We start from the raw sequence: 12,731 nt of genomic DNA on the forward strand, positions 1-12,731 counted from the left end.
GTGAAAAACTCCAATCTATCAAAAATCGCATGTGAATTATAGTGAATTACTCCAACTCGCAAAGGGCTGGAGTAATTTTATATCTGACCGCATCATTATTTGGCGGTTACACACAATTTCTCTCAAATGAAGAAATTGAAAGAATTATCACGGACGAGATATCTAAGATGAGCGCTAAAGAAAAACCGCTATGTACCCATGAAAAAGCCCTACAGGTTGCCCTTCTCAAGGTAAATCAGGGTTGCTGTATTCAATACGTATCTGACGGGTTGAAAGAATGGCTGAACATTAACATCAGCCCGGATGAGCTGGATGCAGAGTTGTCTGACCATCCTGACCTACTTCCATCCTACCACTTATGTTACGACCGGCAATCGAAAAGGATTTGAACACTGGGCAAAACTCGATAACCTGAAAGAAGCGGCCCGCACATTCAACTATCTTTCCGAAAATAACCTGCTGAATTATGAGGATTTCAGGCAGCATGTATCTGACATTGAAGCTTCTGTGAAAGTTGCCGACCAAAGAATAGCACAAATCAACAGTGGGCTGAGCACACAGAAAGTCATTCAGAAACACTGCGATTCTTACCGGCTCTGCCGTAAAGTGATAGAAAACTGCAAATCTGCAAATAATCCAAAAGCGTACCGTTCCAAACATCAGGCAGAATACCAGCTCCACGATTCACTAAAAAAAGAGCTTCAGGATCTCGGTGTTACCAAAATCCCAAGCTCTAATAAAATCCAGAAGCAAATTGAAAATCTCGAATCTGAACAGGCTGCTACCCTCCGGGAAAAGCAGGAACTGCAGAAAAAACTGAAAACTCTGGAAATCATTCAGCAGAATTTCACAGCACTGCTCAATGCTCCGGAGATACAAATTCCTGTATCAGGAAAAAGAGCCAACTCTTTAAAAAGAAGAAGTACCTATGTAACGGTGCCTCTTCCCTTTCCATCTAATCTGTTTTATTGCTCTACCCTATCACACTTGCACCAAATGGCATGAAAGAAAGTCTTGCCATTTTAAAAAACTGCTTCCCAAATGGAATTCCAACAATCGTAATGCACCAAAGAAAACCAATTATCAGATTCCCCAATGCCATTTCCCAGCCAAAGAACAGGATCCAAATTAAATTCACCAAAAATGAGAACATTCCTTTTTCATATACAATTTCTTTTCCAAAAGGCCAGAATGCTAGAGATGCAAATTTAAAACATTGCAGTCCCACTGGGATTCCAATAATCGTAATACACCATATGCATCCCGCAAAAATCCATGCCAGTCCACCTAACACTCCTCCAAATATAAACCAGAGAATATTTCCTAATGTTCTCATAACTGCATCTCCCCTGTCTCCATTGTTTTAGTATTCTTTTGAAATTTCTCCTGTACCATCATGAGCATTTTTTCAAAAGACTATGCAAACCTTACATCATCTTCTTCTGTTCGTTTTTTCGGTCCCTTGATATGATTCTTATGGGAATTTCTTCTGGCTTTTTTATTCAAATGACGTTCCATGAGCATCTGATCAATATTGTCATTCGTGTACCATTTACCCGATTGATGAATGGCATATGCACCTTTTCCCAGTGCCATTGCAGCTACACCATAGTCCTGCGATACGATAATATCTCCTTTATGGCAGATACTGATCAGTTTATAATCTACTGCATCTGCTCCTGCCCCTACTACAATCACTTCGCTATAATTAGAATACAAAATATGATTCGTATCACACAGCAATGTAGTTGGAATATTATATTTCTCTGCTATTGTCTCGATAATACCTACTACCGGACATGCATCTGCATCTACAAATATCTGCACTAGTGCCTCTCCATTTCTTTTTGAATCCATGTCATAATTACATCTACAAGATATTCCTGCTACACTTGGCTTAGTTCTTTTCCCGGTTGCATTTTATGCCACTTCCGGATGCACTCTCTGCAACATGTTGCAGTTGCATGCTGGGCAATAAATACCGGGTGACCACGCATTGGTGTCTGCTTGCCATCATTTGCTATATATGCCGGAGCTTCTCTTTTTGAGATAAAATCCTCTGCATGTTGTCTGACTCTCTCCATGTCTCGCCTCCCGGCTCGGTCGTTGCTCCTGCTACGCAGGGTCGTCCACTGGACGACCGCAACCTTTTTCGTTTATGTAATCAATATCTTTCTGCTTTAGATGGAAACTGCTTCGGAACTTGGAATTGTCCAGTCGCTCAAATAACTGCTTGTACCATTCATCCTTCGTCATATCATCACCACAAATCGTATTGTTTCATAGTCTCCGCATTTCGATATTCATGTTTCTCATAATATCCTATCAACTTCCCATCATCTCTGAGTGCCACCATATAAACATCTTTATTCTGTTTCTCATTGTGAAAAGTATAAACGATATTATGACTTTCATCTATTGCAAACCAGTCCACTACCTGCTGTATTTTATCTCTTGATTCCGGATTATGACAATCTAACAGACTTCTTCCAATAAGTTTATCGCCACCTCGCTTCGCATAACTGATAACAGCTGCCGGATTCATGTAAATAATCTCATGCTTAAGATTGCATATAACAACGGATGCCCTGTCCTGATCAACAATACTTTTATAAAAACTGACATAAGATTTAAACTTAATCACCTTTTCATTATCCAACCTCTTTTGAAGTTGCGGTTTCTTTCTTCGATAATAATCGTATATTTCTCCATCTGGTATCCAGATTTGTGCCTCATTTATCTTATCAAGTACAGCTTCAACAATCTGTTCATCTGCCAGCGAATCAGGTGCTTTATCATGTTCTGTTACATACTTTTTGTATTCTTCATACACCCAGCCTGTAATCTTATCCTTCTGTTTCATCTTGAGATTACTAAACTTCTTATTCATCTGTAAAAGCTGACCTTCTATCTTTTTATGTATTTTTGTCTTCTTACTTTTCGCCATTTTATGTTATCCTTAGAACTTCACTACTTCCAGTTCATGTGTAAATGATGAAAATGTAGCTGTCGCATTTTTCAAATAGAATACCTCTGTATTTCCATCATCTGCTGAGTACATATTCTGTAAAGATGGATAAGCATCAAGCATAGACTGTCTTGCTTCTCTTCTATCATCTTCTACAAGTTCTCCTGCTACACAAAGCCACTCTCCATTCTTAAATGCACAGATTTCTATCTTTGGATTTGCATGAATCTGTTTTGAAACATCCTTCACCTTTCCGGTCTGAATATACAGTTTTCCTTCAAAAATATGTACTGTTCCAAAAGGTCTTACCCTTGGCTGATCTCCTTCCACTGTTGCCAAATAATATGTCTCTGCTTCTTTTAAAAAATTTACTACTCGTTCCATGGTATAATCCTCCTGCCTTAACTGTTTATCTGATACTTATAATGAATTACAACTATTCTCAGTATAGCATATATTGCTTTATTAAGTATCAATAATTTGCCTTATGAGAAGGTTGGAAAGAACGAGCCGGATGTATTGCAGATGATGTGTCGTTTGAAATTCCGGAGAGTTGGGGATGGATAAGACTTGGAAGCATAGGCGACTGGGGTTCAGGTGCTACACCAAGTAGATCTGTACCAGAATATTACGATGGAGATATTCCCTGGTTGAAAACAGGTGATTTGAAGGGAGTGTATGCCTTTCCCATTACCAGTTTATTCTCGTTTTAACTTGTACTAAATCTTGACATAGGACCAACATATACCTCTTTGTATCCAGCTGACAAGATGATATCAGGTATTATGTATATTGGTGATGAAGTCCAATATATCATTCAGTTCACCATCATATCTTTTGTTATAATAGCATAAATCATGTAATACTTCCTCCTTTTTATATTATAGTCTTTATGTATTAAATTGTATTACTACAACGCACCAAGTTTAACTACACGGCTCACTGGCGATTACCGCGATCGGACTTACACCAGCAAGTGTGGTCCAGCTTTGCTGGACACACTACATCAAAAAAGGACATCGGTTCTCCTCAACAACTTTCCCGATGTCCTTTTCATTCATTAATATAATTGATATTATTTCACTGTAACTTTACATTTCACTGTTTTCTTTCCAGATCTTATCGTAATCACAGCGGTTCCTTTTTTCTTTGCGACTATCTTCCCTTTACTGTTGACCGTAACAACCTTCGCATTACTTGATTTATAGGTAATTTTTTCTGTACTGGTCAATGGAGTAATCATCGGCCGCAGTGCTGCTTTCTGTTTTTTCTTTAATTTCAATGTTTTTGCAACACCAGATATTTTTTTCGTTTTTACTGCACTCTTCTGAACAGACACTGTTACAGTTTTCTGCAGACCGCTTTTCAAAGTGATAACGATTTTAGCCTTTCCTGTTTTTTTGCCGGCAGTTAATATACTGGTTCCGTTTGCATTTCCCTTCACATTGACAATCTTTGGATTACTGGACTTCCATGAAACAATAGAATCCCCCTTTGCCAGCCCTGATACTTTCAACACATTAGTTTTCTGTTTTCTTTTGAGTGGTATTGAGGAAAGAGTTACAGTTATAGTTTTCTGCAATTTATTTCCAACAGTTTTCTGTTCACTCTTTCCGCATACAGAACACACACGTGTCTGTATTATCGAAGAGAAAACATCTGCCTGACTGGTTGTTTGCCATGCATCAAATTTATGTCCGACAGCTTTTATATCCTCTTTCTTCGTCTTTTGACAATTGCCGCAGGTATAAATTATTTCGCCGGATCTCTCGCAGGTTGCTTCTTGAGTTATTTTTCCTTCATCCCAGTTATGACCTGTTGCTTTTATTATTTTCTGTTCAGTCAGGATTTTACTACATACAGCGCAATGACTTCCTTCTGTCTTCCCATCATCTTCGCAGGTTGCTACCACTGCCGGATCTGTTACCGGAGTATGACCAGTTGCTGGAATTACGTCCTGTTCTACAAACACCTTACTGCACACAGAGCAATGACTTCCCTTTGTTTTTCCGTCTTTTTCGCAGGTTGCTGTCACTGCTGGGTCTGTTACAATTTTATGCCCTAATGCTTTTATTTCTCCTGTTTTTGTCTTTTTACAGGTCTTACAGGTATAAGTTCTCACACCAGATTTCTCACAGGTTGCTTCTTGAGTTATTTTTCCTTCATCCCAGTTATGACCTGTTGCTTTTATTATTTTCTGTTCAGTCAGGATTTTACTACATACAGCGCAATGACTTCCTTCTGTCTTCCCATCATCTTCGCAGGTTGCTGCCACTGCCGGATCTGTTACCGGAGTATGACCAGTTGCTGGAATTACGTCCTGTTCTACAAACACCTTACTGCACACAGAGCAATGACTTCCCTCTGTTTTTCCGTCTTTTTCGCAGGTTGCTGCCACTGCTGGGTCTGTTACAATTTTATGCCCTAATGCATTTATTTCCTCTGTTTTTGTCTTTTTACAGGTCTTACAGGTATAAGTTTTTACACCAGATTTCTCACAGGTTGCTTCTTGAGTTATTTTTCCTTCATCCCAGTTATGACCTGTTGCTTTTACTGTTTTCTGCTCAGTCAGAACTTTGTCGCATACGGAGCAGTGGCGTCCTTCCGTCTTTCCAGCACTCTCACAGGTTGCTGCAACTGCTGAATCAATTACTACTGTATGTCCGACTGCCGGAACCGTTTCTGTTTTCGTTGCTCTACAAGCCTGGCAGGTATATGTTTTTTCACCGGTTTCTGTACAAGTTGCATGTATAGTTATCTTTCCGGAATCCCAGCTATGTTCCTTTTTGGAAATCGTTTTTCCTGTTTCTACAGTTACTCCACAATCTTTACAGCTCTTGTCTCCTGTATAGCCTTCCTCGCTACAGGTTGCTTCTTTTGCGTTTTTCAACTCAACATTTGGATGTCCGGTAACTTGGACATTCTTGGTGACTGTAAAGTTTCCATAACTAGCTGTAATATCTGCCGGTCCCTCATGGACACCTGTGACTTTTCCCGCACTATCAACATTCGCTGTCTTTGTATCTGAGGATGTCCAGCTCACTTTGTTTAAAGGCTCCATCTTCCAGCCATATCCAGTCAGAGTGAATTCTGCCTGAATACTGTTTTTCGCTGCAAGAGGACCTGTCAATTCCGTCATGCTGGCTACGATCTTTGCATTTTTGACTTCTACCGTCTGGATACAGTTATCTATAGCAGGTCCGGCACTTTCATCTAATACTGTCTGTGATGTTCCAAGAGAATAGTCCAAATTTTTCTGCGATGTAAATTCTCCGGCAGTGGTTGTTGAATATCGTGCATTTGCATTGACGAAAGTTGCAAGTCCCACATAGATATTATCCGGATCAATCATCTGTGTATAATGACCAGTCACTCCATCTGTATTTCCAACCCAGGCAGCCTTTTCTCTGTACCACTGTTCTATACCCTGAAGAAATTTCTTGGTATTGTTCCATGCCAGAACCTCTCCAAAACTCCTGATACCATTCGGCGAACTTATTGCAAGACACTCATACCCATTCAGTCTGATGTGTTGCCTATACACAGATGCCTCAGCTGCACGGATTCTGGCAATATACTCCAGATCCGATGACCATTTGATCGGCACATAGTCCGAAGATGTAAGATTTCTGCTCTCATCCCGCGGATCCTTTATTCCCTCATTACATGCTTCTTTTCGGATTGCATTGATCCGATCCAGTGCATTCTGCATATCTGTGATATAACTGCCTCTTATCCCAAGAAATGTTCTGTCGTTCTTCGCTGTTGTAACATCCGTTTGGAGAATGGAATTTGAACTTCCCCAGTTAATGTTTCCACCAACAGTTGTTCTTGTATCTACACTCTCACTTCCAGCCGAAAAAATTTCTTCTGCATTCTGATCTGAAAAATCTTCTGTCGTTTCATCTGAAAAATCTTCATCTACTGATGTATCATCTTCTTCCTGCTGTTCCTCTGACTCTTCTACTTCCAATTCCGGTTCTTCTTCATCTGTAACCTCTACAGATATTGATTCATCTTCTGCATACACCGGCACAGCCATACTCGCAGAAATCATTGTTGCGCTTATCAGAAGAGCTACCAATTTCTTTTTCATTTACTATCCTCCTGATTTTATCTTTCGTATATATACGTATTACAGAATATATTTTACTCTACTCATAGTTTTTGTAAAGATAAATAATTTCTTTCGCCTTATCCTGTAACAGCATATTTGCAGCCAGATTCATGCGGTATCTCTTCTGATAGGAATAAATGGAATCTCCATAAACATCTTTAAAGCATTTTTTCATAGTTGTCAGTGGGATTTCATACATAGATGATAATTCTTCCATAGTAAACCGCATCTGAAGATTTCCTGTGATCTTTGCATGAATCTCTTTGATTTTTTCCATCTGAGTTTTATAATAATACGGTCTGACTTCCTTCCTGTCTTCTACGGTCATCGTGTTTAAGTACAACAATAATTCCACGACTTTTATCTGATAATATTCTTTCGCTTTTGCAAGCTCCGGATGAGCCATGTTTTTCTGGTAAAATCCGGAAAGAATCGACTCAAGTTCCTTATCTCCCCGAATTACATAAGGTTTCTCTTCGGCACAATACCGGCTTCGAAGTTTCTCAATGGAAACGGAAAATCCATGATACAATTCGTCAAGTACCTTCTGAACTTCCACAACTTCCATGAAAATACTGACTCCGTGATAATGCTTCAGCGGATAATAAGTTGTCCCTTTATGATTCTCTCTGTTATCCAGACGAAGTTCATTTTCCTGCATAATGCTGAACACGCCTGGCTTTACCTCCATCTCAATTCTTCCCTCCCGGCAATGGTCAATACAGAATATTTTTCTGTCATTCTTCAATTCAAATTCAGATGCGCACTGTTCCATGTGCATGTCTGAAAAACAAATCATCACACCTGGCATTACTCGGTAAACCGTCATAACGCCCTCTCCTGTCGCATCATTTAACATAAGAACAGAGCAATTCTCATTCTGAATCACAGGCTTCACATTACTTCCAAGACTTGCAATTTCATTTACATTCAAATTTCTTCTCCTTTCACATAGTGGTATTTCTTTGTGTTGATTTTATCTAACTTTTTCTATTATCTTAACATGAGAATCGCGCATTATCCAGACCTGAACGGACGGCAATAATCCATTTAGACAAAAATAAAGTTCCAGACTTATTATCTGAAACTTTATTATAAATCCAGCATCATTGCATTACTTCACACAACGGAAATATACCATAGAACCGTCAACATGGATATCCGTTTCTTTATATAATTTTTGAAGGATATCTCTCAGCTCTTTCTCCGTCTGAAACGGTGGAGAAAACCACCCTTTCTTTGCAAGAATATTTTTTACCAGCCAATCTGTCCGTTTCAATTTTCTCCTGATATAAAAACAGGCAATTAAATCGCCGCCCGGTTTCAAAACACGCCCTATTTCGTGAAATGCTTTTTGCTTATCAGGAAATGCATGAAAACCATTCATACTGACAACGGTATCTAAAATCTTAAAACTACCGTTCTCTAATCTTCCTGACATTACGATTCATGAGGTGTCTTCCAATATGTCTATAAGCAAATGCTTTAAAGGCTGAAATTTCTTGATGATGTTCCTTCAACAGTTCATCTGGACAATCATAAACACCAAAATCCTGATTGATTCCCTCGCTCTGAATATAAGTATTGTTCCTATCAAACTCAATAATGAGATTTCGGAAATCCTTGACTGCTACTCCATAACCGCAAAATGCACCTGTACATTCCGAATTTTGTTCCTGTAACTTCTTTATGTAGGTTTTATCCAAAATGAAAGCTTCCAGTTCGTACCACTGATCTTCGAAATTAATTTCTACCCAGCTATGAAAAATATTTTTTGGAGCATCACGGTAAACAAACCCTGTCATAGCTCCTTTCTGCAGGCTTTTATCAATCGTAAAACCATGTACTCTGCATGGAATATTGCAGGCACGTAAAAGTGCCATAAATAAAGTTCCTTTTGTATTACATTGTCCATAACCGTCTGCAAGTACTTTTGAAGCAGGAATTCCGTCATCAATATTGTATCCAAATAAAATATCATCTCTTACATAGTTGTAGATTGCCTTAATCCTTTCAAATTCACCCATTTCCTTCCATTTCATATTTTGAATAAGTTTTTGAATTGCCGGATTAGAAAAATCAACCATTCGTGTTTCCCTAAGATACTTATCTTTCATTTCCTATCGCCTTTCCCATAGGTTTTCTCACAACACAATGCATTCGCATACCTTTACGAATTTCAAATTTTTCTACTTTTAATCCTGCTTTTTTGCAACATTTTATGACCACATCTCTTGTTGGCACTTGGACATCTCCATGTCCGCATATATTTGCCAACGGCATTTCCAATGTATTCATTAGCCATACCAATACTTTATTGTCACTTGTCACATCTCTCAGTATCAATCTTCCATTTGGGCGAAGACATCTTTTCACACTGTCAAAAAATGCCTGTGGATCCGGATAATGATGGAAGCTCATAGAACAAATAATTGCATCAAATGAATCCTTTTCAAAAGGAAAGTTCTCACAGTCTCCTACAACAAATGTTGTATTTGGAATATTTTTCTTTTTTGCCTGTTCAATCATTGCCGGAGTCAGATCCAGTCCTGTATAATGCCGGTCTGGATGTTTTTCTGCTAATAAAGAAATCATTGGTGCAGGTCCACAGCCTGCATCCAATAAATCTCTAAATGGCTCCTTCTCTAATTCTTCCAGAATATCCGGATAATCCTTCTTGCACATTTCGTAAATGCCGGCATGGTTACTTTCATATCTTCCTGCTGCTTTTGTAAACTCTTTAATTGACAATTTTTTATATTCTTCATTTTTCATGCTTTTTTCTCCAATCACTGTACCTTTTTCGCCTTGCATCCGCATTTCTTCATTTTTTTCATATAAGCATAAAACTGCTTAGTTCTTTCGGATTTATTTCCTGATTTTTCTTATATTGCAATCCATTATTTCTTAAAGCCTCAAGTCTTTTACCTCTGGCATAAATATTTGTATCATAACCGGCTTCTGCAAATAAAGCCGCATACAAGGATCCAATTACACCAGCACCATAAATCAATATTCTCATAAGAATCATTCCTCTCCTCTTACCCCAGTGCCACATCCAAGATCATCATCAAACTAAATCCAAGTGCAAAGAAAAGCGTACCGATATTCGAGTGCTGTCCCTGCGACATTTCCGGAATTAGTTCTTCAACCACGACATATAACATGGCTCCTGCTGCAAAGCTCAGTAAATATGGTAATGCCGGGATTACCAGCTGTGCAGCAAGAATCGTCAATACTGCTCCAATCGGTTCAACGACTCCTGAAAGTACACCTCCAAGAAATGCCTTTCTCTTATTTTCACCCTCTGCCCTAAGCGGCATGGATATAATCGCTCCTTCTGGAAAATTCTGGATAGCAATTCCAAGTGATAAAGCAAGTGCACTTGTTGCTGTAATCTGTGCATTTTCAGCGAGAAATCCTGCATACATTACACCAACTGCCATACCTTCAGGGATATTATGTAATGTAACTGCCAACACCATCATCGTAGTACGGCCAAGTTTGCTTTTCGGTCCCTCTGCCTGATCACTTCCAACATGGAGATGTGGAATCAAATGATCAAGTGCGAGTAAAAACAATATACCAATCCAGAACCCAACAACTGCCGGAATAAACGATAAAGTTCCCATATTCTCAGATTGTTTGATTGCCGGAATCAGAAGACTCCAGATTGAAGCAGCAACCATTATACCTGCTGCAAACCCTGCAAGCGCACGTTGCAGTAACTTGCTAAGTGTTTTTCTCATAAAAAACACGCATGCTGCACCTAGCGTTGTTCCAACAAACGGAATCAGTATACCTTCAAAAACATTCATTAGCATTATGTATTCCTTTCTGTATAATCAAAAGTACTGTCACATCGTTCTTTTGTTAGTTTTAACTAACTATCTAGTATAAAGAAAACCGTGCAAAAAGTAAACTGTAATTTCACACGGTTTTCTTATGTTTAAGTATATCACTTACGTAATCATATAACAATATATTTCTTTCAACAATTTACAAAAGAAGAACGGTATTGTAACTGTTCACAGGTAATATCATCCCGCGAGGTGTTTTTACACGGTGTTGGAGAAATTTTTTATTTTTGCGCAAAAAATAGCTATAAGACTCCATTTTTTGAAATCTTATAGCTTTGCTATTGATAATATTGAGTTACTATTAGTTTTAATAATTAGAATTATTTTATCAACTTATAAATTTTTTCCAAGTTCATATGCCTTCTTCATTATATCCACATGATCCTCAGCTGTATTTGCTGCATCAATTCCACCGCCACCGACCATGCCTTTTAAGGAAGCCTTTTCAAAACAATCTACCCAGCCTTGCAGCCCATTATAGGCTTTCTCAAATGCACTTTCCTCATTCTCTGCCGCAGTTGCAATCATATAAATATCTCTGAATAAATAATCTGCCGAATATAAAGGATTCAATCTATCAAGAAGTGTTTTCATCTGACCGCACATCTCATAATAATAAATTGGGGTTGCATAGACAATAACTTCTGCATTCTTTACCTTTGCCATAATATCTGCAATATCATCCTTCTGTACACACATCCCAGTCCTCTGGCAGGATAGACAACCGATACAATATTTTATATCTTTTCCTTTCAAAGAAAGAAGTTCCACATCATGCCCCGCTTCTTTTGCTCCCTTTGCACACTCATTTGCAAGTATATCAGAATTGCTCCCTCCTCGAAGACTTGTCGATATGATCAATACTTTTTTTGCCATAATTAACCAACTCCGTTTTCTTCAAAAAATTTCTGGATTTTATCAAATGGGATTACATCCAGATTATCGTAAAGATCTGTATGAACAGCCCCTGGAATTGTTAGCAGCTCTTTATTGGATGTGTACTTGCTGTCCTTAATCATATTTTCATAAGCATCTTTTCCAAAATAATAGCTGTGTGCTTTTTCTCCGTGAACAATGAGGACTGCACTTCTGATTTCATTACTGTTCTTTAATATTGGCTGATTCATAAATGACATACATCCAATACTGTTCCAGCCATCATTGGAATTCAGGCTTCTTTTATGATAACATCTGCCTTTATAATACTCACTGTAATCTTTTACAAAGAAAGGTGCATCTTCCGGAACCGGAAGGGGAACACAACCACCGCCTCTTGAATATTCGCCTTTACGGTATTCTTCTGTCCTGAGGGTATTCAGCGACTGCTTCTTCGCATAACGTGCTTCTTCACTGTCCTCAGAATCAAAGTATCCATTCGCATTTACTCTTGTCATATCATACATGGTAGAAGCAACGGTTGCTTTTATTCTTGTATCCAACGCAGCTGCGTTAAGAGCCATTCCACCCCAGCCGCAGATTCCAATGATTCCTATTTTATCCGGATCCACATCTTCCCGAACAGAAAGGAAATCAACAGCAGCCATAAAATCTTCTGTATTAATATCCGGAGAAGCCATGTATCTTGGATTGCCTCCACTTTCTCCCGTAAAAGAAGGATCAAATGCAATAGTAAGGTATCCTTTTTCAGCCATCGTCTGCGCATACAGTCCGGAACACTAAAGTGAACCCATTTGTCAAGACATTTTTTTAAAAAAATTAAGTTGGATTTCGGAAGGGATACTCCCATCCTTTTCTCCCTTGTTTACCCACTAAGTGTGGATATATG

At 38.7% G+C, this 12,731-nt stretch carries 13 protein-coding genes and 4 pseudogenes; 1 reads left to right on the plus strand and 16 read right to left on the minus strand.

Annotated elements, in window-relative coordinates:
• The first annotated feature begins 312 nt into the window (after window positions 1-312).
• Window positions 313-1,005 carry a hypothetical protein gene (locus ACTNB8_RS15330; RefSeq protein WP_441055966.1) on the plus strand — a complete coding sequence of 231 codons (693 nt, stop codon included), beginning with the start codon at window positions 313-315 and terminating at the stop codon, window positions 1,003-1,005.
• On the opposite strand, the gene ACTNB8_RS15335 is transcribed toward ACTNB8_RS15330, so the two are convergent.
• From ACTNB8_RS15335 to ACTNB8_RS15410, 16 genes and pseudogenes are all read right to left on the minus strand, one after another.
• Window positions 974-1,336, minus strand: a complete 363-nt coding sequence (locus ACTNB8_RS15335; RefSeq protein WP_441055967.1) for a YccF domain-containing protein — start codon at window positions 1,334-1,336, stop codon at window positions 974-976. The two genes, ACTNB8_RS15330 and ACTNB8_RS15335, sit on opposite strands and share 32 nt — an antisense overlap.
• 80 nt (window positions 1,337-1,416) lie before the next feature.
• Complete coding sequence (locus tag ACTNB8_RS15340) at window positions 1,417-1,827, minus strand: YaiI/YqxD family protein (protein ID WP_441055968.1); 411 nt, start codon at window positions 1,825-1,827, stop codon at window positions 1,417-1,419.
• A 59-nt stretch (window positions 1,828-1,886) separates the two neighbouring features.
• Window positions 1,887-2,075 (minus strand): annotated as a pseudogene (locus ACTNB8_RS15345) (DUF4186 family protein); the annotation flags it as partial.
• 70 nt (window positions 2,076-2,145) lie between these two features.
• A pseudogene (locus ACTNB8_RS15350) lies at window positions 2,146-2,256 on the minus strand (DUF4186 family protein); the annotation flags it as partial.
• Between the two features lie 4 nt (window positions 2,257-2,260).
• Entirely contained in the window at window positions 2,261-2,947 is a 687-nt protein-coding gene (locus ACTNB8_RS15355; protein WP_441055969.1) for a PAS domain-containing protein, read from the minus strand.
• Window positions 2,948-2,959: 12 nt separating this feature from the next.
• Window positions 2,960-3,352: a pyridoxamine 5'-phosphate oxidase family protein gene (locus ACTNB8_RS15360; protein ID WP_441055970.1), complete on the minus strand. Its 393-nt coding sequence runs from the start codon at window positions 3,350-3,352 to the stop codon at window positions 2,960-2,962.
• A 691-nt stretch (window positions 3,353-4,043) separates the two neighbouring features.
• Window positions 4,044-7,064 carry a CAP domain-containing protein gene (locus ACTNB8_RS15365; protein WP_441055971.1) on the minus strand — a complete coding sequence of 1,007 codons (3,021 nt, stop codon included), beginning with the start codon at window positions 7,062-7,064 and terminating at the stop codon, window positions 4,044-4,046.
• A 58-nt stretch (window positions 7,065-7,122) separates the two neighbouring features.
• Entirely contained in the window at window positions 7,123-8,019 is an 897-nt protein-coding gene (locus ACTNB8_RS15370; RefSeq protein WP_441055972.1) for an AraC family transcriptional regulator, read from the minus strand.
• 180 nt (window positions 8,020-8,199) lie between these two features.
• A complete protein-coding gene (locus ACTNB8_RS15375; protein WP_441055975.1) occupies window positions 8,200-8,364 on the minus strand; it encodes a hypothetical protein in 165 nt (54 codons plus the stop codon).
• Window positions 8,365-8,400: 36 nt separating this feature from the next.
• A pseudogene (locus ACTNB8_RS15380) lies at window positions 8,401-8,526 on the minus strand (class I SAM-dependent methyltransferase); the annotation flags it as partial.
• Window positions 8,501-9,202 carry a transglutaminase-like domain-containing protein gene (locus tag ACTNB8_RS15385; protein ID WP_441055973.1) on the minus strand — a complete coding sequence of 234 codons (702 nt, stop codon included), beginning with the start codon at window positions 9,200-9,202 and terminating at the stop codon, window positions 8,501-8,503. The pseudogene ACTNB8_RS15380 and the gene ACTNB8_RS15385, both read right to left, overlap by 26 nt.
• Window positions 9,192-9,860 carry a class I SAM-dependent methyltransferase gene (locus ACTNB8_RS15390; RefSeq protein ID WP_118377725.1) on the minus strand — a complete coding sequence of 223 codons (669 nt, stop codon included), beginning with the start codon at window positions 9,858-9,860 and terminating at the stop codon, window positions 9,192-9,194. Before ACTNB8_RS15390 ends, ACTNB8_RS15385 begins: the two co-directional genes overlap by 11 nt.
• Window positions 9,861-9,918: 58 nt before the next feature.
• Window positions 9,919-10,107: a ketopantoate reductase family protein gene (locus ACTNB8_RS15395; protein ID WP_330606658.1), complete on the minus strand. Its 189-nt coding sequence runs from the start codon at window positions 10,105-10,107 to the stop codon at window positions 9,919-9,921.
• Between the two features lie 19 nt (window positions 10,108-10,126).
• Window positions 10,127-10,909: a ZIP family metal transporter gene (locus ACTNB8_RS15400; RefSeq protein ID WP_441055974.1), complete on the minus strand. Its 783-nt coding sequence runs from the start codon at window positions 10,907-10,909 to the stop codon at window positions 10,127-10,129.
• A gap of 369 nt (window positions 10,910-11,278) precedes the next feature.
• Window positions 11,279-11,821 carry a flavodoxin family protein gene (locus tag ACTNB8_RS15405; protein WP_117538063.1) on the minus strand — a complete coding sequence of 181 codons (543 nt, stop codon included), beginning with the start codon at window positions 11,819-11,821 and terminating at the stop codon, window positions 11,279-11,281.
• Between the two features lie 2 nt (window positions 11,822-11,823).
• A pseudogene (locus ACTNB8_RS15410) lies at window positions 11,824-12,621 on the minus strand (alpha/beta hydrolase); the annotation flags it as partial.
• Window positions 12,622-12,731: the final 110 nt, after the last annotated feature.

The sequence above is a fragment of the Blautia sp. HCP28S3_G10 genome (genome assembly GCF_052065235.1).
GTDB lineage: Bacteria > Bacillota > Clostridia > Lachnospirales > Lachnospiraceae > Blautia_A.